General features: G+C 54.1%; 24 protein-coding genes and 2 pseudogenes. 17 read left to right on the plus strand and 9 right to left on the minus strand.

Annotated elements, in window-relative coordinates:
* Nucleotides 1-266 precede the first annotated feature (266 nt).
* The 3 genes from HPY52_09755 (at nt 267) to HPY52_09765 (ending at nt 7,175) form a co-directional block, all read left to right on the plus strand.
* Nucleotides 267-3,122: a DUF1156 domain-containing protein gene (locus tag HPY52_09755; protein NPV80542.1), complete on the plus strand. Its 2,856-nt coding sequence runs from the start codon at nt 267-269 to the stop codon at nt 3,120-3,122.
* 3 nt (nt 3,123-3,125) lie between these two features.
* A complete protein-coding gene (locus HPY52_09760; GenBank protein ID NPV80543.1) occupies nt 3,126-6,473 on the plus strand; it encodes an ATP-binding protein in 3,348 nt (1,115 codons plus the stop codon).
* Between the two features lie 123 nt (nt 6,474-6,596).
* Nucleotides 6,597-7,175 carry a DUF998 domain-containing protein gene (locus tag HPY52_09765; protein NPV80544.1) on the plus strand — a complete coding sequence of 193 codons (579 nt, stop codon included), beginning with the start codon at nt 6,597-6,599 and terminating at the stop codon, nt 7,173-7,175.
* Nucleotides 7,176-7,901: 726 nt separating this feature from the next.
* Here HPY52_09765 and HPY52_09770 read toward each other — a convergent pair.
* Nucleotides 7,902-8,105, minus strand: a complete 204-nt coding sequence (locus tag HPY52_09770; protein ID NPV80545.1) for a HEPN domain-containing protein — start codon at nt 8,103-8,105, stop codon at nt 7,902-7,904.
* Nucleotides 8,102-8,593, minus strand: a pseudogene (locus HPY52_09775) (nucleotidyltransferase domain-containing protein). Before HPY52_09775 ends, HPY52_09770 begins: the two are co-directional and overlap by 4 nt.
* A 450-nt stretch (nt 8,594-9,043) precedes the next feature.
* Here HPY52_09775 and HPY52_09780 point away from each other — a divergent pair.
* A complete protein-coding gene (locus HPY52_09780) occupies nt 9,044-9,523 on the plus strand; it encodes a flavodoxin family protein (protein NPV80546.1) in 480 nt (159 codons plus the stop codon).
* Between the two features lie 109 nt (nt 9,524-9,632).
* Nucleotides 9,633-10,010 carry an FMN-binding protein gene (locus HPY52_09785; protein NPV80547.1) on the plus strand — a complete coding sequence of 126 codons (378 nt, stop codon included), beginning with the start codon at nt 9,633-9,635 and terminating at the stop codon, nt 10,008-10,010.
* 15 nt (nt 10,011-10,025) lie between these two features.
* Here the strand turns inward: HPY52_09785 and HPY52_09790 are convergent, their stop codons facing one another.
* The gene (locus HPY52_09790; GenBank protein ID NPV80548.1) at nt 10,026-10,295 is read right to left on the minus strand and encodes a hypothetical protein; all 270 of its coding nucleotides are present in this window, start codon (nt 10,293-10,295) and stop codon (nt 10,026-10,028) included.
* Between the two features lie 17 nt (nt 10,296-10,312).
* On the opposite strand from HPY52_09790, the gene HPY52_09795 reads away from it, so the two are divergent.
* The 3 genes from HPY52_09795 to HPY52_09805 all read left to right on the plus strand — a co-directional run bounded on the left by HPY52_09795 (nt 10,313) and on the right by HPY52_09805 (nt 11,884).
* On the plus strand, nt 10,313-10,876 hold the full coding sequence (locus HPY52_09795; GenBank protein ID NPV80549.1) for a hypothetical protein: 564 nt from the start codon (nt 10,313-10,315) through the stop codon (nt 10,874-10,876).
* Nucleotides 10,877-11,013: 137 nt separating this feature from the next.
* Nucleotides 11,014-11,304: a HEPN domain-containing protein gene (locus tag HPY52_09800; GenBank protein NPV80550.1), complete on the plus strand. Its 291-nt coding sequence runs from the start codon at nt 11,014-11,016 to the stop codon at nt 11,302-11,304.
* Nucleotides 11,305-11,530: 226 nt separating this feature from the next.
* Nucleotides 11,531-11,884 (plus strand): serine hydrolase, encoded by a 354-nt coding sequence (locus HPY52_09805; GenBank protein ID NPV80551.1) that lies wholly within the window; start codon nt 11,531-11,533, stop codon nt 11,882-11,884.
* Here HPY52_09805 and HPY52_09810 read toward each other — a convergent pair.
* Nucleotides 11,843-12,058, minus strand: coding sequence for a hypothetical protein (locus HPY52_09810; protein ID NPV80552.1), 216 nt, complete (start codon nt 12,056-12,058; stop codon nt 11,843-11,845). The two genes, HPY52_09805 and HPY52_09810, sit on opposite strands and share 42 nt — an antisense overlap.
* Before the next feature lie 502 nt (nt 12,059-12,560).
* Here HPY52_09810 and HPY52_09815 point away from each other — a divergent pair.
* Both HPY52_09815 and HPY52_09820 read left to right on the plus strand, forming a co-directional pair.
* Nucleotides 12,561-13,436: a thioredoxin domain-containing protein gene (locus tag HPY52_09815; GenBank protein ID NPV80553.1), complete on the plus strand. Its 876-nt coding sequence runs from the start codon at nt 12,561-12,563 to the stop codon at nt 13,434-13,436.
* Entirely contained in the window at nt 13,388-14,185 is a 798-nt protein-coding gene (locus HPY52_09820) for a hypothetical protein (protein NPV80554.1), read from the plus strand. The genes HPY52_09815 and HPY52_09820 overlap by 49 nt, the downstream gene beginning before the upstream one ends.
* Before the next feature lie 111 nt (nt 14,186-14,296).
* On the opposite strand, the gene HPY52_09825 is transcribed toward HPY52_09820, so the two are convergent.
* The 3 genes from HPY52_09825 to HPY52_09835 all read right to left on the minus strand — a co-directional run bounded on the left by HPY52_09825 (nt 14,297) and on the right by HPY52_09835 (nt 15,642).
* Complete coding sequence (locus HPY52_09825) at nt 14,297-14,614, minus strand: type II toxin-antitoxin system RelE/ParE family toxin (GenBank protein ID NPV80555.1); 318 nt, start codon at nt 14,612-14,614, stop codon at nt 14,297-14,299.
* Nucleotides 14,598-14,882 (minus strand): prevent-host-death protein, encoded by a 285-nt coding sequence (locus HPY52_09830; protein ID NPV80556.1) that lies wholly within the window; start codon nt 14,880-14,882, stop codon nt 14,598-14,600. Before HPY52_09830 ends, HPY52_09825 begins: the two co-directional genes overlap by 17 nt.
* Nucleotides 14,883-15,171: 289 nt before the next feature.
* Nucleotides 15,172-15,642: a helix-turn-helix domain-containing protein gene (locus tag HPY52_09835; GenBank protein ID NPV80557.1), complete on the minus strand. Its 471-nt coding sequence runs from the start codon at nt 15,640-15,642 to the stop codon at nt 15,172-15,174.
* Nucleotides 15,643-16,008: 366 nt separating this feature from the next.
* Between HPY52_09835 and HPY52_09840 the strand changes: the two genes are divergently transcribed.
* The 4 genes from HPY52_09840 (at nt 16,009) to HPY52_09855 (ending at nt 19,267) form a co-directional block, all read left to right on the plus strand.
* On the plus strand, nt 16,009-16,473 hold the full coding sequence (locus HPY52_09840; protein NPV80558.1) for a hypothetical protein: 465 nt from the start codon (nt 16,009-16,011) through the stop codon (nt 16,471-16,473).
* Nucleotides 16,474-16,715: 242 nt separating this feature from the next.
* Nucleotides 16,716-18,509 carry a DUF262 domain-containing protein gene (locus tag HPY52_09845; GenBank protein ID NPV80559.1) on the plus strand — a complete coding sequence of 598 codons (1,794 nt, stop codon included), beginning with the start codon at nt 16,716-16,718 and terminating at the stop codon, nt 18,507-18,509.
* A 223-nt stretch (nt 18,510-18,732) separates the two neighbouring features.
* Nucleotides 18,733-19,131 carry a hypothetical protein gene (locus tag HPY52_09850; GenBank protein ID NPV80560.1) on the plus strand — a complete coding sequence of 133 codons (399 nt, stop codon included), beginning with the start codon at nt 18,733-18,735 and terminating at the stop codon, nt 19,129-19,131.
* Nucleotides 19,037-19,267, plus strand: coding sequence for a hypothetical protein (locus HPY52_09855; protein ID NPV80561.1), 231 nt, complete (start codon nt 19,037-19,039; stop codon nt 19,265-19,267). The genes HPY52_09850 and HPY52_09855 overlap by 95 nt, the downstream gene beginning before the upstream one ends.
* An 88-nt stretch (nt 19,268-19,355) precedes the next feature.
* Here the strand turns inward: HPY52_09855 and HPY52_09860 are convergent, their stop codons facing one another.
* Together HPY52_09860 and HPY52_09865 are read right to left on the minus strand one after the other, a co-directional pair.
* The gene (locus tag HPY52_09860) at nt 19,356-19,763 is read right to left on the minus strand and encodes a type II toxin-antitoxin system death-on-curing family toxin (protein NPV80562.1); all 408 of its coding nucleotides are present in this window, start codon (nt 19,761-19,763) and stop codon (nt 19,356-19,358) included.
* Nucleotides 19,764-19,811: 48 nt separating this feature from the next.
* Nucleotides 19,812-20,039, minus strand: coding sequence for an AbrB/MazE/SpoVT family DNA-binding domain-containing protein (locus HPY52_09865; GenBank protein ID NPV80563.1), 228 nt, complete (start codon nt 20,037-20,039; stop codon nt 19,812-19,814).
* A 619-nt stretch (nt 20,040-20,658) separates the two neighbouring features.
* Between HPY52_09865 and HPY52_09870 the strand changes: the two genes are divergently transcribed.
* From HPY52_09870 to HPY52_09880, 3 genes and pseudogenes are all read left to right on the plus strand, one after another.
* Nucleotides 20,659-20,826: a hypothetical protein gene (locus HPY52_09870; GenBank protein ID NPV80564.1), complete on the plus strand. Its 168-nt coding sequence runs from the start codon at nt 20,659-20,661 to the stop codon at nt 20,824-20,826.
* A 342-nt stretch (nt 20,827-21,168) separates the two neighbouring features.
* Nucleotides 21,169-21,723, plus strand: a pseudogene (gene sbcD, locus HPY52_09875) (exonuclease subunit SbcD).
* 250 nt (nt 21,724-21,973) lie between these two features.
* On the plus strand, nt 21,974-22,327 hold the full coding sequence (locus HPY52_09880) for a hypothetical protein (GenBank protein NPV80565.1): 354 nt from the start codon (nt 21,974-21,976) through the stop codon (nt 22,325-22,327).
* Nucleotides 22,328-22,357: the final 30 nt, after the last annotated feature.

Genomic DNA, 22,357 nt, shown 5'->3' on the forward strand with positions numbered 1-22,357 from the left:
AATGAGCCATAAGGGACGATGGAATGGGCGAACGATGGATAAATCATTTGAGTGAAACGCTGTAGTAAGCCACGCCAGCCGTATCGCGCGCTTACCAAGTGTCTATTGGACGGGTTCCGGTTTAGCGGTCAAGCACGAGCTGATGCGCGAAAACGGGATGGACCATGGCTCAAAAAGAATATAACGGAGCCACAGATAGAGGTATAGAGGGCGCTACACCAGCAATCCTTGGGTGCCGCTATTGCTCAGGAAGGAGATCTGCACAAATGACACAGCATCAGAGAAAGCTCATCGAAGTCGCTCTCCCGTTGCCGGAAATCAACGACGCGTCAGCGTACGATAAGATGCCCGGCATCGGGCCGCATCCAAAGGGGATTCATCACTGGTGGGCGCGCCTTCCTCTTCCCACTGCCCGCGCTATCCTGTTTGCCTCGGTGGTCGATGACCCGAGCGCGCATCCAGATAGGTTCGCCACGGAGGAGGCGCAGAATGCCGAACGGGAGCGGCTGTTCGGGATCATCCGCCGGATGATGCAGAAGCAATTGCACCGCCATCCAGAGGTCTACGCTGAAGCACGGGCTGAGATGCTGAAGCACTGCGGAGGGCGCCTTCCCGCGATTCTCGACCCGTTTGCCGGTGGTGGTTCTATCCCTCTTGAAGCGGCTCGGCTTGGCTTTAAGGCGTACGCGGGCGACCTTAACCCGATCGCGGTGCTGTTGAATAAGTGTAACCTTGAGCTTGTGCCCCGGTGGGCCGGCAGACCTCCGGTAAACCCCGAGGATAGGCAAAAAATCGGCGGAACAGACTCTTGGCCTGGAGCCTCAGGACTAGCGGCTGACGTGCGCTACTATGGGCGTGTCGTCCTGGGGCGGGCGCGGGAGAAGATCGGGCATCTCTACCCACCGGTGAAGGTGACCAAGGAGATGGCGGAAGACCGGCCCGATTTGAAGCCCTATGTCGGGAAAGAGTTGCCCGTCATCGCATGGATCTGGGCGCGCACCGTGGCTAGTCCGAACCCGGCCGCTCGGAGAGCGCACGTTCCGCTGCTAAGTACCTTTTGGCTTTCGAGTAAGAAGGGGAGCGAGGCTTGGCTCGAGCCCATCGTGGACCGGACAACCGGTATCTGGCGCTTTGCGGTGCGCATCGGCCCCCCCAAAGACCGTGCGGCGGTGAAGGCGGGGACGAAGAGCGGCACGGGTGGGTTTCGGTGCTTGGTTTCGGACTCGCCCATTCCCTTCGACTACATCCGTGCCGAAGGGGAACGGCGGCGACTCGGCTTCGCGATGGTCGCCATTGTTGCACAGCTTCCACGGGGTCGGGCTTATCTGCCAGTGAGCGACGAACAGGTAAAAGCAGCCGCATCTGTGTCGCCGTCTGACTTCCCCGACAGCGACCTGCCGGCGGAAGCCTTGGGTTTTCGTATCCAGAACTACGGCATCACGAAGCACTGGCAGATGTTCACCCCCCGCCAGCTCACCGCGGTGGTGACGCTCTCGGACCTGGTGAAGGCGATCCGAGAGGATGTGCGGCGGGATGCAGGCGCCGCGGGACTTTCAGACGAGGACGCGGAGGCTTACGCTGCCATGGTGGTGACATTTCTGGCGCTGAATCTGAATCGCTGCGCGGACCTCGGCAACTCGCTTTGCACATGGAATCACTGTGACCAAGTGCTGCGAAATCTCTTCAAGCGTCAGGCAATCCCGATGGTGTGGGACTTCGCTGAAGCAAACATCCTGGAAGGTGTTGTCGGCGGCTGGTCAACCTGCATTGAACGAACAGCAAGATCCATCGAAACGATGTCCACACGTCGGGCAGGCCACGCCCGCCAGATTGACGCGGCGAGTCCTTGGAACGGACTCAGAAACGTCCTCGTCAGTACCGATCCGCCCTACTACGACAACATCGGCTACGCCGCCTTAAGTGACTTCTTCTATGTCTGGCTGCGACGCACGGTAGGTGATCTCTACCCTGATCTTTTCAAGACGATCCTCGTGCCCAAGGAGCCAGAGCTGGTCGCCGCTCCGGAACGCTTCAGTGGCGATAAATACAAAGCCAAGGAACACTTTGAATCCGGCTTTCGCAAAGCTTTTGTCGCGTTGCGCGAGAAAATGGACCCGCGGTTTCCGTTGACGGTTTACTACGCCTTCAAGCAGGATGACGAGGAAAGCGGTGCGGGCGAGGAAGAGGCGGACGCAAGCAACGGCTTAACGATCGACCGCACCACCGGGTGGGAAACGATGCTGGAATCTCTCATCGGCACCGGTTTTCAAATCACGGCTACTTGGCCGGTGCGCGCGTCGCAGGCATGGCGGATGCGAGCTATGAGGTCGAATGCCCTCGCCTCCTACAGCGTGTTCGCCTGCCGACCCCGGCCGGCAGATGCCCCGCAGACCGACCGGCGTTCGTTTGTGGCGGAACTAAAGCGGGAGCTCCCGGCGGCGCTGCGCCGCCTCCGGCAGGGCAACATCGCCCCGGTGGACTTTGCCCAGGCCGCCATCGGCCCGGGCATGGCGATCTACTCACGGTATCGCCGCATTCTGGAGTCGAGCGGGAGACCTATGACCGTACGCACGGCGCTCGCCCTCATTAACCAGACCTTGACTGAGGTGCTGTCGGAGCAGGAGGATGAGTTTGACGCCGATACCCGCTGGGCGCTGGCTTGGTTCGAGCAGTTGGGTTTTGCTGAGGGTGAATTCGGTGTGGCTGAGACGCTTTCCAAGGCCAAAAACACCAGTGTCAGCGGCATGGTTCAGGCGGGGATCCTCTCGTCGAAGGGCGGCAAGGTGCGTCTGCTGCGTCCCGACGAATTGCCCAAGGAGTGGGATCCAGTTGCTGACCTGCGTTTGACGGTGTGGGAAATGGTGCATCACCTGATTCGCGCGTTGGAGGCGGGCGGTGAGGGCGCGGCTGCGGAGTTGGTGCGTAAGTTCGGCTCTAAGGCCGAGATGGCCCGTGATCTGGCCTACCGGCTTTACACTATATGCGAGCGCAAGAAGCGAGCCCAGGAGGCGCTTTCCTATAACGGCCTCGTTCAGAGTTGGCCGGAGATCACACGGCTGGCGCGCGAGGGCAGTGAGTCCGGACAAGCACAAAGATCATTGTTCGAAGAGAGTGGGGAATAAGAAATGGCGATCACCAATTACGAACGCGTCGGCAAGGCGCTGGAGCTGCTTAAGGATGGGCTCGCGCCGTTTGTCGAGCGCGAACTCAAATCGCAATACGGTAAGTACTGGATTACAGAGGTGACTGCTAACTGGCCCAATGATGTGTTGTGGACCGGCGATGGCGAGCAACCTCATTTAGACTCCGCCGCGCTGCTACGGCTCATGTGGGAGCAGTGGAACGACGTCTTCCGCAAAACCCTGGGCCAGGCTGAACGCAGTCTGGTAAGTGAATTGCATCAGGTTCGCAACAAGTGGGCGCATCAGGAACGGTTTTCCAGTGATGACGCCTATCGTGCCCTCGACTCTGCCAGCAGACTTCTGACAGCTATTTCCGCTTCGCAGGCTGCAGATCTTGAGAAGATGAAGATGGAGCTGCTCCGTGTGCGCTTTGATGAACAGGTACGCACCGAGCAGCGTAGGAGCGCGGGTACGGCTATTCAGGGTGTAGCGACGGGGAATCTAAAACCCTGGCGTGAAGTGGTTACCCCGCATCGGGACGTGGCCAGCGGACGTTACCAGCAAGCTGAATTCGCGGCCGACCTTTGGCAAGTTTATTTGGGTGAGGGCAGTGACGAATATAGAAACCCGGTGGAGTTCTATCGGCGGACCTATCTCACAGAGAGTCTCAAACGCCTGTTGGTGCAGGGCGTGCAGCGACTGACAGGCGAAGGTGGCGACCCCGTGGTTCAACTACAGACAAATTTCGGCGGTGGCAAGACCCACGCCATGCTAGCGCTTTATCACCTTTTCTCTGACACTCAGCCCCATGAGCTGATGGGCATCGACGGCGTACTACGAGATGCCGGTGTAGACAAACTGCCGGCAGCCCGACGAGTGGTGCTGGTTGGAAATAAGATTTCACCCGGAAATCCGGTGACCAAGCCCGATGGGACGGTTGTGCGAACGCTGTGGGGCGAGCTGGCATGGCAGCTCGGGGGGAAAGAAGCCTTTGACCGGGTGCGGGCCGACGATGAGAATGCAACAAGCCCCGGGGATGTGCTACGCGAGCTGTTCAATCGGTATAGGCCTTGCCTGATACTAATTGACGAGTGGGTGGCCTATGCTCGGCAGCTTCATGACCAAAGCGATTTACCGGCGGGCAGTTTTGAAACGCAGTTCACTTTCGCGCAAGTCCTAACGGAGTCGGCCAAATCGGCAAAACAGTGCCTGCTCGTGATCAGCCTTCCTGCATCGGATACTGCAGGGTCGCCCCACATACAGGCTGATGACGTGGAAGTCGGTGGGCATCGCGGCAGGGAGGCGCTGGATCGTCTGCGCAATGTAGTCGGACGCGTGGAGTCATCATGGCGTCCAGCCAGCCGTGAAGAGGGCTTTGAGATTGTCCGTAGGCGCCTGTTTGAACCGCTGGTAACGCAGGAGCAGTTTGTGGCACGGGACACGGTGGCCCGCGCATTCCACGACCTTTATGAAACACAGCATCAGGAGTTTCCGCTCGAATGCCGCGGGGCGGAATATGAGCAGTGGCTCAAGGCGGCCTACCCGATCCACCCGGAGGTATTCACCAGGCTTTATGATGATTGGTCGACACTGCTGAAATTCCAGCGCACCCGGGGCGTTCTACGCCTCATGGCTGCGGTGATTCATAGCTTGTGGGAAAAGGGCGATCGCAATCCACTGATTCTGCCGGCGAGTATTCCCATTGATGACCCCCGCGTCCAATTTGAACTCACCCGCTACCTTTCGGACAACTGGGTCCCGGTGATCGAGAAAGACGTGGATGGGCCAAATTCCCTTCCCCTTCACCTGGATGGTGAACTGCCGAACCTAGGCAAATTCTCTGCCTGCCGCCGCGCTGCGCGGACGATCTACCTGGGGTCAGCCCCGACGGCTACGGCTGCAAATCGCGGAATCGAGGACAGGCGCGTTAAGCTGGGCTGCGTTATGCCAGGCGAAACGCCAGCCGTGTTTGGCGATGCATTGCGCCGCCTTGCAGCCTCGGCCACTTACCTTTACCAGGATGGTCCCCGCTACTGGTATTCAACCCAGCCCACCGTGACTAAACTGGCCGACGACCGGGCCGAGCAACTCAAACGCAATCCCGATGCTGTCAAGCAAGCACTCGATAAGCGCTTGCGCGCCGACGCGCGCGAAAAAGGCGACTTCGGCAGAATCCATCCTCTCCCTCAGTCTCCTCAGGACGTTCCGGATGATTTGGATGCCCGGCTGGTGGTTCTCGGAATCGATCACCCATACAGCAAGGAGCCTGATAGCCCCGCAGAAGTCGCAGCCAGGGAGATCCTGGAATCGCGCGGGACTTCGCCCCGCCTTTACCGCAATACGCTTGCCTTCCTCGCCGTGGATAGGACTCGGCTACAGGACCTGGACGAGGCGGTTCGCCGATTTTTGGCCTGGGAATCGATTCTGGCGGAGAAGGAGATCCTCGACCTTTCGCCTCACCAGGTGAAGCAGGCCGAGACCCAGAGGGATATTGCGGACAGCACGGTGGCCGCGCGCATCCCCGAGGCCTATCAATGGTTGCTGGTCCCTGTTCAGGATTCCCCGCAGCCGGAGGTAAAATGGCAGGCTCTCCGCCTCTCCGGCCAGGAGCCTTTGGCTGTGCGAGCCAGCAAGAGACTACGCAACGAAGAGCTTCTGGTGACCAGTTTTGCTCCTACACGCTTGCGGATGGAACTAGACCGCGTGCCGCTGTGGCGAGGTGATCACGTCGCTATTGGGCAGCTTGTGGAGGACTTCGCACGCTACAACTATTTACCCCGGCTTAGGGGTCCAGAGGTCTTACTCGCTGCCATACGCGACGGGCTAGCCCTCTTGACCTGGGAGATAGATTCTTTTGCCTACGCTGATAGCTACGATGAAGCAGTGGGCCGCTATCGTGGGTTGCGTTACGCGCAGCAGGTACCCACCGTGGGCTCTGATGCATCAGGGTTGATCGTAAAGCCCGAAGTGGCACTCAGACAGATCGAGGCGACGATGGCGCCATCACCCCAACCCAAGCCGCCGGGGGGCCCGAACGGTGGTCCAAAGGTACCGACGCCGCCAGGGCCGCAGCCCGGCCCGGGTGCGCCGCCCCCTGGTTCGCCTGATCCGGTTCTCTTGAAGCGCTTCCATGGTACCGTGTTACTCGATCCAGAGCGCGTCGGCCGTGATGCCAGCGTGGTTGCTGACGAGGTTATCGCCCACCTTGTTGGGCTGGTGGGTGCAAAGGTGAAGGTAACCTTGGAGATCGAAGCGGAAATCCCTTCAGGCGCTCCTGAACAGGTTGTGCGGACTATCACGGAAAACAGCCGGACGCTTAAGTTCGACGGCCATGGGTTTGAGCGGGAGTAGCTGTTCCCCGTTCCCCTGCCAGACCCGCGTTGGGGGTTGGTGTCGTTACCGGTGTAATATCACGTTGGAGTAGAGGAAGCCAGCCAAGGCATAAGAGGGGCATAGAATAGGAGAGTAGGACACATGAAACAAAAGGCATTTGCGCTTTGCGGCATCTTTGCCGTAGCGCTGTATGTGGCGGCAGTAATTATTGGAGGCATAGTCACGCCCGGCTATAGTCACATAGCGAACGCAGTGAGCGAGTTGATAGCTTCAGGCGCGCCGGCAAAGGCTGTCCTTGATTCGCTTTTCATTGGATATAACCTGCTTCTCGTGGCATTTGCGGCGGGTTTCTGGAAGGGGGCCGGGGGAAAAGGCCAAAAGGCTGCGCGCCTTGCCGCCATATTCATCTGGGTCGCTGGGATACTTGGGGTGCTTATGGCCCAGCCATTCCCAATGGACCAGAGAAATACGCCCGCGACATTCGCTGGGATCATGCACATAGCGGCAGCCGGGCTATGTTTTTTATCCACCATGCTGGCAGTCCTGTTTGCCGGGATATCCTTTGGTAAGGCTCCAGAGGGAAGGAGTTATGCATTCTATTCATATATAACGCTCGCCATTATTTTTGTGACCGGCGGGCTTGCGGCAGCCAGCGCTGGGATGGGCTCGGCATTAATGGGGTTTGCAGAAAGAGCCACGATAGGCGCATTTTTGCAATGAGTTTCCTTTGTCGCGCTTCGGTGGCTATCCGACCTAGCTAGGTTTACCGGATCCGGCCGGTTCCGGTTAGTCCGATAGGTAAATGCGCAATTAGCCCTATGCCTAGCCCGGTGCCTGAACGCAGTGAGAATCCCCATCCGATGGATATCAGGATGGGCTTGCTATACATAGTATGATGGGATTGGCTGTAATAACCTGATGGGGATATAGAGGGCTCTTCTTCGGACCGCCTTTGGTCCGGCTTGCGCACAGGCGCTATGAAGATGCGAAGATGCATTGTGCCCGCGCGCCGAAAACACTCTAGCCCGTTCAGCATACCGCATCCGGCTGTGAATTCGGCGTGCCAATGGTTCATCCACCTGGGGTCGGATATCACTGCTTCTAAAAATTGGGCCTCCACTAGCCTTGCGGTCTCCACATCTTCAAAGGATTTTCTTTCCATAACATGGTATCAGTGACAGGCTGAATATCCAACACTGAAAAGGATACCTCCGATTCGTAGAGGAATCGAAGGTGTTATTCGCTGGGGAGTAGATCAATTCTTGCTCGGCGCTACTAGATCATTTTATCACCGGTGCTGACACATACCCTATTGACGAGGCGATATTCATGTCCTATCCTTAGTTATATGAGTTCCCGCGGGACTTTTCCCTCTGGCTAAGGCCGCTATTAAGTGGTTATACGGAAGACCTGCAACCTTTGCGAACTGCGGTGGGGTTCTGATTATCATGGTTGTTCGATCCAGAGATAATTTTTGTATTGTTCCTCGGCCTTCATGTGTCTCAGCATTCCTTTCAAGGCCAGCTCAACTATTTCCTGAGCTTCGCGGACTACGTCCGAATAATCTTCCTCCGCAAATAGCACATCAAGAGCCTTAAGGCGTTTCTCGGCCTTGATCAGGTAGCTTCCGCCGAGAGTCAGGCCAGTCATAGGTCGATTATCTCCCCCCTTCTGAAATCAGGTTTTAGGTCCCAATACCAGGCTCCTTTCCACTTTACCTTTTTCGCACCCAGCGCCTGAAGCTTCCTTTTTAGTTCATCCAGGTAGTCCGCGAAAAAGCCATTCCTATCATAGAGAATCCTTGCATCTTCAATCATGTCCAAGAACAGAAGACTTCCCGACTTTACCTCATGCGGGGTTTTGATCGCAGGCGAGAGTTCGGGCGTTATTCCGCGCTTCTTCATGTCATTGAGAACATCACTCAGGGACTCCTCCAGCTGAGAGAATTCCTCCATACGTTTCAATCTGCCCTCCGGGAGGGGGGATGCCACGACTAGCAAATCCACGTCCGAATCAGGCCGCGGGACTCCACGTCCCACTGAGCCATAGACCGCCAGGGTGATCAGGCGTTCTCCATAGAGCTCCAACGCTCTTTCTTTGATCGCTTAAAGCAAGCCGTTGAGGAATTCCATCAACATGGAAATCGCTCCTCTCCCGAATATCTTTCTGCACAAAGAGCAAGATCTCCTCCCAAATATCATGTCCGAGATCCCTGCCAATGATGATCCACGTTCCGCGCGTCACTTTAGGTCTCTGGACTCATAAAGAACCCGCCCGGTATGGATAATCCAAAGAGGTAAACGGCCACCGGTGAAAGTCCGAGGAGTGCGGAAGTGAGGCGTTTGAGGACAGTGCCCAAATCTCCACTGGCCTTTATCATAGAGTACACCCCCTTGGGATGTGGTACGAAGGCGGGAAAACCCAACTCAAGCATAGCAGTGACGGGATCTGCTGTCAATGTTTGGGATAGCGGGGGATATATTTTTTCAATCCATATTCTTGTGGCGGCCCGTCTCATGGTATAATTGACGTGCTATGTCCGAGATTGTAATTCTTATCTAGGATCGTAAAGGAGGCAGTCGATTCGAATGAAAACTCTGATAGTATATGATTCGATCTTTGGTAATACAGAGCAAATAGCTCTAGCAATTGGCAATGCTCTTGGTTCTAAAGGGAACGTTGAAACCCTCCGCGTAAGTGATGTAAAGCCAAAGCACTTGAATGGACTGGAGTTATTGATCGTTGGCTCCCCTACCCGAGCATTTAGACCAACAAAGGCAATTACTGACTTCCTGAATAAAATTCCTGCAAATGGCCTTAAAGGTACCAGGGTAGCGGCCTTTGATACCAGGGTTTCTACAGTCGACGTAAATTCACGCTTCCTAAACATGATGGTGAGACTATTTGGGTATGCTGCCAAACCCATAGCAGATAAACTTGAGAAAAGGGGGGGATCGCTGATAATTCCACCTGAAGGGTTTTTCGTAAAAGGTTCCGAAGGCCCACTAAAAGATGGCGAACTTGAACGGGCCGCAAACTGGGCAAGGCTGGCCATGAAGGCGCAATGACCCCTCAACCGATCCCCGTCGCTTCCCCATAGATACCGGGTGCGCTCTTTGGAACTACGAGGGGGTGGATTACATGAGAAGAAGACAAGTGATAATCCTGACCATCTTGATGGTGGTGATCATTGGAGCATACCTCGGAGTAACAGGCATTAAATCGTACATAAAGACTCTTGATGCAAATCTAAAGCAATTGGCAAATCTACCTATATCAGATGTCGACATTTCTAAAATAGCGGATGGCACCTACGCTGGTACTTACGAAGTATTCCCGGTAGCCGCCGAAGTCAAAGTGACTATAAAGAACCATAGGATAACAGGGATTGAACTGGTAAAACACAGACATGGTCGGGGGGCTCCGGCCGGGATAATACCAAGTAAAGTTGTAGAAGCTCAGACATTGAACGTAGATATGGTCACCGGCGCTACGTACAGTAGCAAGGTCATATTGAAAGCAATAGAGAATGCGCTAAATAGTGCCGGCAAATAGACGGCGATTAACAGCCTATGCCTGTAGTTTGGTGGTGGCAACTAAACCGGGTTTCTTTGCGACCTTATCAACCCTATTATGGTCACCATGATCGTGCGTGACCAATATTAGGTCAGCTGGCCCGCCATAGTCATCCCCGGCAAAGGGGTCGATATAAATGACCGTATTTTGGGCGGTCCTAATCCTTACACTGGCATGACCGAGATACTTCATGGTGGGTGAATCAGCAGCTATCCATCTTGCGCTCCTTGAATCCGCCTTTTGAATTTCCCGCGCTGTATCCATCGCTATGTGGTATGCTTTTGCTCAAACAGACCGAGATTCAGGGCCGCGTCGAGGAAGCTCATGCCCAGTTGGCGCGTGTCGAGGCTAGACTGAGACGAATCGAGAAGGAGGGCATGTTTTCCATGTACGAAGTAGTTTTGAAGAAGGTCCCCGCCCAGAATGTGGCGTCCATCAGAAGGGTTTTGCCCAACTATGGTGAACTTGGCGCGCTCTTTGGCCAACTCCTCGGTCCCTTGTTTGGAAGGGCTAAATTCGCCGGACCGACCATGGCAATCTACCATGACCGGGAATTTAAGGAAGAAAATGCGGATGTGGAGGCGGCGATCCCCATCGAAGGGAATCTTCCGCCCGGTGTGCCAGCCCAGGCTAGGGAGCTGCCGGGGGGCGAGATGGCCTGTGCCGTATATCAAGGCCCATATGAAGGAATAGGTGAGGCCTACAACGCCGTCATGGCCTGGCTCGAGCCCAATGGATATCGTATAGCCGGGCCAGTGCGTGAAAACTACCTGCGTAGTCCAGGGGACACCAATGATCCGAAGCAGTATGTCACGGAGATCCGGGTGCCCGTCGAGAAAGCATGAGTCCCATGTAGTCCGCATAGCCCGGTCCCCGGGCGCCCGCTCCGGGGGCCGAACTATACATATCCATGCTGTGATTGATGTCCTGTCTGAAGAATGGGATCCCGATCCGGCTGAGTGTCTAAACACGGCCTTGCAACATGAAATCTTCGTCCAAATTTACTTCCGCTATCGGCGTTGAACCACCCAAACAACATGATGTCGGTGGCTTGCTACTGGAGCATGCGGTAAGGTTCCAAGAGGACGTCAAGGCTGAGCTCCAGCGGCTTGCCGATATCTCCAAATGGCTGCGCAAGGAGAGAGAATTTGCCTTCTACGGCGATGTGGATTTTATCCCCACTGATGAGTATAGCGAGGAAGATGCCGAAAGGGCACGCGAGGACGCAAGGTTTGCGGTGACGATTGCGCGGAGGGCAATGCTGGCGGATTGATGCCATTTCTTCTGTAGTAGCCCCATTTGCGCACATAATAAGGTACAGCCCTGGTTGGTCCTCGTCTTGGCGACAGAAGGGTTGGAGCTGTTTGCCCGCGCGTAGGCGGAGGATCGAAGCGTCGGCCTATGCTGGGCACTTCGCCCGGTTTGGTTGCCAGCTGCAGTTGTCTTGGGCGTCTTTGAGTGGTTTTACGTAACCATAACGAAGGGAAAGATGCTTCACGATGCGCCGGGTGAGTCTTAGCGCCTGCCTATTGCCTATAATGATAGTAATCATGTTGCTTGTACCGATACATAGCTTCGCAACCCGGGAAGACCCAGCCCCCTCTGCGGATTGCCCCCTCAATCCGGCCGATCTGGAGGCTTTTTTTGATGGAATCATGGCGACCCACTTCCAAACCTATCACATTCCGGGCGCGGCAGTGGCGGTTGTCAAGGACGGAAAGATTCTTCTCGCTAAGGGTTACGGCTACGCCGACATCGAAACTCGCACACCCGTTGACGCGACAAAGACCCTCTTTCGGATCGGTTCAGTATCAAAGCTCTTCACTGTCGATGTAGAACTTTGGGGACGATAGTGCTTTGATGAGCCTGTCCACCGCAACCCTTTCGACGGAGATAACTAGATCAATATCATGCGTAGACCGGGGTTCGCCCTGTAGACTCGAAGCAAGCGAGCCTGTCACCATGTAGTCTATACCGGAGTCTTCGAGAGCCTTTATGACTTTTCTCAGTAGTTCCTGTTGTGGCATTTTGCAATACGCTCCAGGTATATGCTTCTAATCTCATTGTCAGACAAATGAGGGTATCGCCTTCGTAAGCCATGAAGAAACAGGCCCTTTGTGAAATCAGATAGCTCAAAGGCCTTCTGTAGCCGCTGTTCGGGCGACATACGGCGCAGCACGCTTATGTATATACCGTGATTTGGATGTGGCTTGATTTGCATAACCCGCCGCCTTCACATCGCAATTGCAGCCGGGCCTGAATAACCAGCTCCATGCTATAGAGAAGCCGGAGTATTTCGTTTTCTGTATGCTTTTGCAGGCCGTTTGCGGGATTTTCCGGTATTGAGCATACCATATGCTACCATATGTGTCAATGGACACTTTCGCGGATGAGAGAGATCTTGCCGCGCCTGGAGGGGATACGGTAGACTGTGAACGAGAAGGCCAGGATCGTGGAATTTGGTTACTACGCGCAATCTTTTAGAAGATTTCAGAGACGCGCCCGCACGTTGAGCCCCTGCGCGCCAAATTGGGGAGACTATTAGGGATCGGATATTCAGCCTGTCACTGGTATCATGTCATGGCGCGGGAATCCTTTGAATGCCTGGAGATCGCAAGGCTGATGAACGACCATTTCGTTAACATCAAAGTGGACTGTGAGGAGCGCCCCGATATCGACCATGTTTACCAGGCCGCGGCACAGATCATTTCGGGACAAGGAGGTTGGCCGCTGACTGTCTTTCTCACTCCTGACAAAAAACCATTTTACGCTGGCACGTATTTCCCGCCACAAGATCGCTACGGCCGTCCAGGATTTAAGCTGGTCTTGAGCGAGCTGGCCAGGCTATGGGAGCATGCCCCCGAACAGATCGAAGAAGCAGCCAAAGAAATCTCAGAGGCTCTTCAGGAAGGAATCAGATACAATCACAAGGAAATCGCCGGTTCAGTAATCTCCGCCGATCTACCGTCGACCGCGCCCATCCGCCAATTGAAGCGTGCCTATGACCCTGACAATGGCGGATTTGGCGGCGCTCCGAAATTTCCCCTAAACATTCTGAACCTTTTCCTCCAGCAGAGTAAAACTCAGCCGGAGTTGCTTCACATCGTCACTGAATCCCTGTCAAAAATGGCGCAGGGCGGTATATGCGACCAGCTGGGAGGCGGGTTCCATCGCTATTCCACCGACGCCCGGTGGCTGGTCCCCCATTTCGAAAAAATGCAGGTGGCTGTCATCCTTGGCAGCCTTCAAATTATGGACGCCGAAGTCCCGAAGTCAGTGCACTTGCATAGCTATTTGGAATATGCTAAAGTTGAGCTGGACGACGTAAAATATTCCCAAGAAGGAGGTCACCATTTTTGGGTTTTCCCCCACGCCGGCCACTGGAATTGGCGCGTCCTCCATTGATTCCGCCTTGGGATAGCCTCTTGGATCGCGGTATTGCCTACCTCGCGCAGCATGATGTCCTGGCGAAAGTTCGCGCCGCCGCCTTAATTGGTAGTGTGGCCGAAGCTAAAGCGGAACCTGGCTCAGACCTCGATATGGTACTTGTGGCCGAGGGAAAAATCCCCTGGAACTTGACGGGCGACCTTCTCGAATGGTCACCTCGTTTTCAGGTGGTTGATTTGGAACCGGGTGAGCTGGCAAAGCATTTCGACAGGAACACGATCATGGCTTGGTCCATTCGTCGGGGGATTATCTTGGCCGATCCAGACGGAATACTACAGGAGCAGTTGGCCCGACCGGCGGCGTTGCCAAGCCGTGAATGGTTACAAGAGTTATGGCAACATATATGGCACGATTACCTATTCGGCCTGGAGCTTTGGCGACGGGCTCGACAAGAGCACCGTCAGTTTTGCACATCCGAATGCTGGGGGCATAACGCCATCTTCCTTGCACGAGCCGCGATAAACTTCAGTCTCATCTGGGCTTGCCTCCATAGTCAAGTGCCGACTACGAAGCCGGCACTGCGCGAAGCCCTGCGCCAACTGGCTGTTCCTTCCCACATCCTTGCAGGCTGGGAAGTGGCGGTACGAATCCGGCGGGAAGACGAAGATACGTCCCCGGACCAAATCGCCGCGATAGGGGCAGCGGCCTCGTGGTTCTCCCGCTCCCTCATCCGTACTTTTAGCCGCCCCTCATACCGCGGGCAATAGAAAAAAATAGCCTCGTCCTTTATAGAGCGTTCTTTCCGCTGCTGCATTAGGGCTTGCGCCCGGGGGTGATCATGAGCACTCAGGTCAAAAAAGCACAGCCGGAGGAAGCGCTTATATCAGCCAGGCATAATCCTGACGGCAATCCACAATGTATTCGATGTACACTGTATCATCCTTGACTTGATAAATGAGTAAATATCGCTTATCCACAAGCAGTTTTCTATATTTATTTGCGGGCAATGCCGGATCGGTAAGCCGGGAACCCTGCTCCGGAAAATCCCGCAGGGATTTTGCAGCCTCGATTACATCTACCCTTAGCTTGTCCGCCACTTGGGTGCTGACCTGTGCTAAAAAGTGGGCGTGCTGCACGAGCATCTCTCCCGCTCTTTCCGAGATAATGACACGGTACCATTTATCCACGCTGCTCACCGGCAGCCTCCATAATGGCTTTTTTCATCATTTCATCCACTTCGCCGATTGAAAATCCCTTTTTACCCATCAACCGGTCCTCCTCGACCGCCACAAGCTGTTCCCGCAGCCTCAGCATGCTTTCCCGCCGGGAAAACGTGGCGATATCCATGACCACTAAATCGCCCTCGCCGTTTTTTGTTAGGAAAACAGGCTCTTTGGTGGTCTTGCAGAGCGTGGAGATCTCGTTGTAGTTCTTGCGAATTGCCGCCGACGGCTTTATGTTCATTACAGAGCCCTCCTGTAGCAGTATATTATGCTTATCATATGCTTATACTACTACAACTATTCTTAAAAATCAAGATCACCTGCCCAATGTCACGTTTTCATGTTCCCCCTTGACACACCACATAAACACGGTGCGCGCGGAAATCACCGTGCGCACATTCTAATATACCCCATCCCTGAGAGCCCATGATTTCTGGTTTTCGGCATAGCTTCTCAAGTGCTAACTCGGATTCCTCCTCGTCAACAAGCCACTTTACGACGAGGCTTGCATCCACGCAGACGACGCCCATTTACGACCGCTCCCCTCTGAGTTCCAACAGCGCATCCTCGGAGGTGTATGTCATGGGTTCTCTCCGGGCCTTCCGTTCTTGCCGCATCTCACGCAACCTTTTTCTTAATGCTGCAACAAGCTCGCGTGGTGAAAGCTCCCTCTCTGTTGTGGAATCCGCACCGTAGATAGACAAGGTCTCCTTTACCTGAATCGGCCAGGGCTTACTTCCGGGTGATATCGCATGGGCCTGAGGATCTCCTCCCGCGACGGTGTCTACTTCTTGGGGGAGCGGGCTCCCTTCATCTCGCCCCATGTCGATAATAGAAGCAATCTCGTCAGCGGAGAACCTTCGTGTGTTGCCTATCTTTATGCCTTTTAGCTTGCCCTCTCGAATCCATCGCCATATTGTGGGCTCCGAGACCCTGAGGTAATCCGATACCTCCCGGACCGTCATTAATGGCGGAAGGCTTGGTGGTTGAGGCTTTTGCATGATCGTCACCTCTCAGGTATATTATACCAAACCGAGTCATCGCCTATCAATAACTATCAATGCCTATCGTCCACAATCATGGAAACTCAGAGAAATTCATAACCCTTCTTATCCTCATCCCTTAGCGGCGATCTGCTTTTGCAGACAGTCGCCTCATGATATGACATCATGGCAACCACTGCCTGCTTGGATCTAGCATGATTATACCATGATCTGTACCGCCGTGAGGGGAATTTAGCACGCCCTGTTAACAACCAAATGAGCAGCAGGTGAGAGTGCTTAAATGCAGAATATAGAATCGTAGAATCGGATGCAGGAGGATGCAGGACTTCCTGACACGGCACGTCGATATGGGGGGCGTAGCTGGTGATGGATGTATTCAGATTGCGCGACAGCCTGATATCGGATTACGGCAGCTATGTGCGTAGCTTCATCAACATTCAGGATGAGCGGATTCGCACGACAGTGGAGCATGCTCTTGATGGCGGTTTGCTTTGGCCGGAGCCCTTGATCCAGCTCAACCCGTCTTTCGAGCCCGGCGAGTCTATTGACGAACTCGTAGACGGGGGCGTTTTGCACCCTGAATGTCGCCATATCTTTCGTCTCAAGAAGAACGAGGGCAGTCCGGGAAAGCCGCTCCGCCTTCACAGGCACCAGTCTGACGCTATCAGAGCTGCGCGGACCGGGGCGCATTATATTCTGACGACGGGCACCGGATCGGGTAAGAGCCTGGCTTATATCATCCCCATAGTCGATCCGCTCCGCAGGCATGGTTTCCCCGGTTTCGCACCTCATGAAGTCAGGTTTTCGGTTAGGGGGAGCGCGGCTTGAATGTTAACCTGACTGCTGAAGAATTGAAGCGCACTATTACTGCCGAAGGTTGGGCTTCACCGGAGATTACGAAAGAATAGGCATGAGGGCTTATATGGGCGCTCTCGTTCATAAGTCCAATGGATATCGTGGCGCACGTAGACCCTTAGATCCGAGAATATGCGAGAAGCACGACGAATTCACATGCCATGACGCGCCGTCTCTCCAGGCGCGGTTCAAGAATGGGGGATAGATATCAGATTATGACTACTCAACTCTATTCGGTGACTCAACCATCAATTGATATGCTCATGGCTTGGGTTAAATCCGGCGAGATCGCCATTCTCGAGATCCAGCGCCCTTTCGTATGGAGCGCAGTCCAGGTGCGGAATCTTCTGGACTCGCTCTTTCGGGGATATCCCGTAGGCTATCTCATCGCATGGCGTAATCCTGATGTCAAACTCAAGGATGGCACTTCATCTGCAGGAAAGCGTATACTCATCGATGGCCAGCAACGCGTGACCGCTCTTATGGCGGCGCTCTTGGGACGCGAGGTCGTGAATAAGGACTACAAAAAAGTGCGTATCCGCATTGCTTTTCATCCCGGCCAGCGCCGATTCGAGGTCTCCAACCCAGCCATTGAGAAGGATGTCTCCTGGATTCCTGATATAGCCGTAGTTTTTGATCCGCATACTATGCTGCTGGATTTGATCGGCCGTTATTGTCAGCTGAATCCCGGCACTACACAGGATGATGTCTTTCGAAGTCTAGAACTCTTGCGGGGTATCACCAGCAATCAGATCGGCCTGATAGAATTGGCTCCAGATCTGGATATCGAGACCGTCACCGAAATCTTCATCCGTGTTAACTCAGAGGGTGTGCCATTGAGTCAGGCAGATTTCGCCATGTCAAAGATTGCAGTCAACGAGACCTACGGCGGCCCGATTCTGCGCAAGGCCATTGATTATTTTTGCCATCTTGCGGCAAAACCAGAGTTCTTCGAAAGCCTGAGCGGCGACGAGGAGTTTGCCGCAAGTGAGTTCTTCCCTCAGATGACGTGGCTGCGCAATGAGAATAGCGACCTGTATGACCCCTCCTATACAGATATGTTACGGGTAGCTTTCACTTCAGAATTCAAGCGTGGCCGGCTGGAAGACCTGGTTGCTCTACTCTCAGGCAGGAATTTCGAGACCCGACAGTACGAGGGGCGCATCATGGAGGAATCCTTCTCACGCCTCAAAAAAGGCATCAGTCGTTTCATGAACGAAACTCATTTCAAGCGATTTCTGATGATCATCCGTTCGGCTGGCTTTGTGGATTCATCAATGATAGGGTCGAAGAACGCCTTGAATTTCGCGTACATCTTGTATCTGACTCTTCGCCAGATTGGGGTGGCGGACGGCGATATTGAACATTATGTACGTCGCTGGTTTGTTATGTCTCTTCTGACAGGCAGGTACTCCAGCCAACCGGAGACAACGTTCGATTATGATATTCGACAAATCTATGCCCAGGGCATTGTAAACTACGCCCAGAACTTGATTCAGGGCGAATTGTCAAATGCTTTTTGGGAGACCTCCCTGCCTCAGTCCATGGACACGTCCGTTGCGTCAAGCCCATACTTCCGGCTCTTCGAAGCGGCGCAGATTAAAGCCAACGACCGGGGATTCCTCTCGCGGGATATCACTGTGCGTGAGCTGGTTGAGGTAAGGTCAGATGTCCATCATATCTTTCCCAGGGGGTACCTCAAGAAAAATGGCTTGTCACGGGGTGAGTACAATCAGATTGCCAATTATGTGGTGGCGCAGAGCGAGGTCAACATCGCTATTGGCAGCAAAGAACCGCGCGTGTATTTCGGCCAATTCCTGGAGCAGTGCCAGGGTGGACCAAGACGCTACGGCAGCATCACGAGTCTGGACGAGCTACACGTGAATCTGCAAATGCACTGTATTCCTCAAGGGATAGAGGAAATGACCGTCGCGGATTACCCCAGATTTCTCGCGGAGAGGCGCAGGCTCATGGCAGACAAGATTCGTCGCTATTTTGAGGCGTTGTGAAAATAGGCGGGCGTTAAACCGGAGGCTGACGCAGAGAAGGTGCCTTGATTTGGACAAGCCCGGGGCTGTGGGGCAATTATACTTGTGGCTATATTAATTTTGGTCATGTGCGTGGTTACTCTATACTGGCTGGTTTAGGAGTAAAGTCTCCCGTCGGAAATTCCTGAGCAGATTATAAATATTAACGCTTTCTATAAAGTTTGGTCTATAGGGAGGTACCGCCGTGACCTACGAGTCAATTACTGAAGAGATGATTCAAGCCCTTGATGATGAAATCGACGCCATCAAGAAAGGTGCCGGGGACAACAGATTAGCCTTGAACATCCTTTCTCATAGCCATACCACCGAACAAATGATCAGGCTTGACAATCCGCGATTGACCACAGCCTTCCTTGATTTCAATGGAATTACTGGGGCTCTCAACAGGGAAAAGAGAAGAAAGCGAGGCTTTACTGAAACGTATTTCAGCAATTCTGGAGAAAAGTATGAGTTGGCCAAGGTGCCCCAATCCAAAATGCGGGCGGCCAATGGTACTGAGGACTGGCAGATTCGGTCCCTTTTTTGGGTGCCCGGGCTATCCGCACTGCAAAGAGACTGTAAATGTACCAAGGCCAGTGCTTGAAGCAATCATCGAGGAACTCGATATCCCTTGCCCGGTCTGTGGGGACGGGCGAATGCGATTCAGGGTCGGATCGAAAGGGGCATTTCTGGGATGCAGCAGGTACGATGACTGCAAAGCGACGTTGCCGTTGGGGTGAGTGAGTTACTATTCCCTGATGCGGAAACCGTGCCGAAATCAGGATTACCCAAAGGGGTAGTGAACCTGGCTTATTATCTTATTCTGGATCATAAGGACGACCATAATTTGTCATCTGAAAGCTTGCGGAAGACGGTAGCGAGCCCTTGCTTATCCAGGCGTCCTGAAGCAACATCCATCATCGTGCCATAAAGCATTCCATCCGGGTCGGCTATCCTTACGGCGTTCAATTCCAGGAATACCAGAGCGCAAACCAGAGCGGTCCGTTTATTGTCATCGATAAATGGATGATTATTGCAGATATGAAATGCATAAGCTGCCGCCATTTCAAAGATGTCTCTATGGAGGAATTCCCCGTTGAAGGAGGCCTGTGGCATCGCCAGGGCTAAGAGCAATAAATCGATGTCGCGAATGCCTGGGTGCCCCCCATAGCGTTCAATCTGGTCCTTATGAATTTCGATCGCCTCGGCCAAAGTCAAAAAGGTTCTGTCATCCACGCCCGAGCCATCCCCCCCACAACTTGTTGCCTTCGCGAAGATCGCGCCTTATTCTGCAAGCTTTCTTAGAGTGGATTCATGTTCGGCGTTTATCTTGGCAAGCGCGCTCTTGAACCGCTCCTCGCGTGTCACATCGTCTATAGGGGAGATAATCAGGTTCTTGCCATCCGTGACGATTTTCAAGGGCGTATTCATGGTGATATTCAGTAGCTCTAGTATCGGCTTATCGATGATCAGCGCCGCGCTGTTTCCATGCGTAGTTAAGGTTTTAATCACAGTCATCCCTCCTATGGATCCATTGTGATTACAATATATCACCAAGAACATGATCAGTCAAGTAGTATCTTCTCGAGGGGCGTGTAACTTCTTTGTGTCCCAAAAAATGAATTTATTGGCGACATATTCCTTCACACTATGCTGGTGGCTTGGCGGGGTAGGAGTATCATAGGAGCACTTCCGTAGTGAGGTCAGGTGGCGAATAATTCGCCACCTTTGCGCGAGGACCGACGAAATTATCACCACCTTCCCATAGGGGAAAGACCATTTACACAAAGAAGTTTGCGTTCTCGCTCAGACTGACTAAAATATCGTTACCTTGACCCAATATATGCCATAAATTCTATTATCATGGACAATTATCTCCTTAAATCTTCCAATTTAGGTTTGGTGTGGCGAGAATTTCGCCACCCAAGAGCGAAGACTGGCGACGATGTCGTCACCTCTCAGCAAAACCTGACGAGATTTTAGCCACCTGCATGCGAGATCAACGAAGGTACTGGGATATCTGAGGCTACTGTGGACCATCGAAGATTCATATCACGAGTGGGATCCAGCCCGGGCGCATCTTCTATTGGCGTAAGCACAGCGCAGTCCCTTAATCAGCAAGGGCCATAGATTGATCGCGGAGGCTGCGGTGCATATCGCCGATGGGGACGTGGGCGGGGCAATGCCGCTCCTGGACCAAGCCGAACGCGAGGCGGATCGGGCGATCTTTGCATGGGATGCTGAGATCCAGCGCCATCGCCTCAAGGCCTTACGCGAATGGGCTGCAAAGCAGGGGTGAAATCCTCCACTGACTCAATGGGGCTCATTTCACCTGGACTTCTGTAATAGGTAGCCGTATATTTCCCGACGCCTAAGACTAATAACCGGTGGCAAACCTCTTTCACATGCTCCGCGCTACATAGCACATAGAGTGCCCGATGCGGCATTGGAAAAATAGTCAGATCCTGGAGGAATCTCTCACTAAATGAAGAATAACCTACTTACACCACCATTCCTATAAGCGCCGCACAATATCTCATGCCATAGTTCATTTCGATTTAGCTGGTTTCAGGAGTGTGTGGGCCTTTATGTGTGGTTGAATCCGGAATTAGAGGTAGCATATCTCGGGGTGAGGGAAAGCATGAGGATCCTGCATACCTCCGATTGACACCTTGGGCGGCCCCTCGAGGGCCGTTCAAGGCTAGATGAGCAACGCGAGTTCATCGATGAGCTGTGCGGAATTGCCGATGATCAGAAGATTCAACTCGTCCTCGTGGCAGGTGACGTGTTCGATACGTATAATCCTCCTGCCGAAGCCGAAGTACTCTTCTTCGAAACGATGGAAAGGCTGGCCCGTGGAGGCGCGCGAGCCGTAGTAGTCATTGCGGGCAATCATGACAGCCCCGACCGGCTGCGCGCTGCAAACCCGCTTGCCTGGAGGCATGGCATCTCCATCGTTGGGTATCCGATGGAGCAGCTTTGCTCGGTAGACGCCGCTGAACGACATGCTATCGACCCGTGCGCAGAATCTGAGGTCGCGGCTGCCGCCGGGCGGACGGAACGTGCTGGTAAGCTCTGGCAGCAGGTTTTTGAGATAGCGATAGAGTTGCTTCCTGATGTCCCGCCGCATGATGGCACACTACTTGCAAAACTTGCGGATGACCAATTAGCTGGAGTGGCACAGGCATGTACGTAGGCGGAACAGGCCTGGCGAGACACGCTCACGCGAGAGCAAGCGGCCGCGCTCGCCGCAGAGCTTCGCCATTCGCGGGGACTATGACCGGGAAGGCCTCGCACGCCGAAAAGAGGAGATAGAACGTCAAGACAGGGACCTTTCCAGTCTGGAAGAACGGTTCCGGAAAGCTCAGCAGAAACAGCAGGAGCTAGAGCAAGAGGTCAAACAGCTGGAGAAGCACTCTCAAGATGTCCGTGAAAAGGTCAGTGCGGTGAGCCAGGCGCTAGAGGGACTACAGCAACGCCTGGCCGAGCTTCAAAGCGAACTTGAGAACACAACCGGCGGACAGGACCTGGATCGGCTCATTACAGATAACGAGAAGGCGATCTCAGGTCTCAATCGCGCGGAACAAGATGCCAGGGCTCGGGAGTCTGCTGTCCGCGAGAAGCTCGAGATGCTAGGTAAAAAGGTGGCTTCGCTAGATTCGGGCATCAGGAGGAGCAGGGAGGTTCTGGACGACGTACGGCAGCGCCTCCGAGATGGTCTTGCCGAATCTGGCTTCGCCTGTCTCGAGGAAGCCCGCGAGGACGGAACCGGTAGCGAAATCCGGCCTCACTACATCTGACCTATTCGACCCAAAGACCGAGTAAGAAGG

This window comes from Bacillota bacterium, from assembly GCA_013178415.1.
Lineage (GTDB): Bacteria > Bacillota > SHA-98 > Ch115 > Ch115 > Ch115.

Coding starts and splice junctions, on each gene's coding strand:
- HPY52_09845 (NPV80559.1), top strand. CDS start 16,716: ATGACTACTCAACTCTATTCGGTGACTCAACCATCAATTGATATGCTC.
- HPY52_09785 (NPV80547.1), top strand. CDS start 9,633: ATGGTGGTGATCATTGGAGCATACCTCGGAGTAACAGGCATTAAATCG.
- HPY52_09770 (NPV80545.1), bottom strand. CDS start 8,105: ATGACTGGCCTGACTCTCGGCGGAAGCTACCTGATCAAGGCCGAGAAA.
- HPY52_09800 (NPV80550.1), top strand. CDS start 11,014: ATGAAATCTTCGTCCAAATTTACTTCCGCTATCGGCGTTGAACCACCC.
- HPY52_09765 (NPV80544.1), top strand. CDS start 6,597: ATGAAACAAAAGGCATTTGCGCTTTGCGGCATCTTTGCCGTAGCGCTG.
- HPY52_09835 (NPV80557.1), bottom strand. CDS start 15,642: ATGCAAAAGCCTCAACCACCAAGCCTTCCGCCATTAATGACGGTCCGG.
- HPY52_09780 (NPV80546.1), top strand. CDS start 9,044: ATGAAAACTCTGATAGTATATGATTCGATCTTTGGTAATACAGAGCAA.
- HPY52_09755 (NPV80542.1), top strand. CDS start 267: ATGACACAGCATCAGAGAAAGCTCATCGAAGTCGCTCTCCCGTTGCCG.
- HPY52_09760 (NPV80543.1), top strand. CDS start 3,126: ATGGCGATCACCAATTACGAACGCGTCGGCAAGGCGCTGGAGCTGCTT.
- HPY52_09855 (NPV80561.1), top strand. CDS start 19,037: ATGGTACTGAGGACTGGCAGATTCGGTCCCTTTTTTGGGTGCCCGGGC.
- HPY52_09810 (NPV80552.1), bottom strand. CDS start 12,058: ATGCCACAACAGGAACTACTGAGAAAAGTCATAAAGGCTCTCGAAGAC.
- HPY52_09790 (NPV80548.1), bottom strand. CDS start 10,295: ATGGATACAGCGCGGGAAATTCAAAAGGCGGATTCAAGGAGCGCAAGA.
- HPY52_09830 (NPV80556.1), bottom strand. CDS start 14,882: ATGAACATAAAGCCGTCGGCGGCAATTCGCAAGAACTACAACGAGATC.
- HPY52_09805 (NPV80551.1), top strand. CDS start 11,531: ATGCGCCGGGTGAGTCTTAGCGCCTGCCTATTGCCTATAATGATAGTA.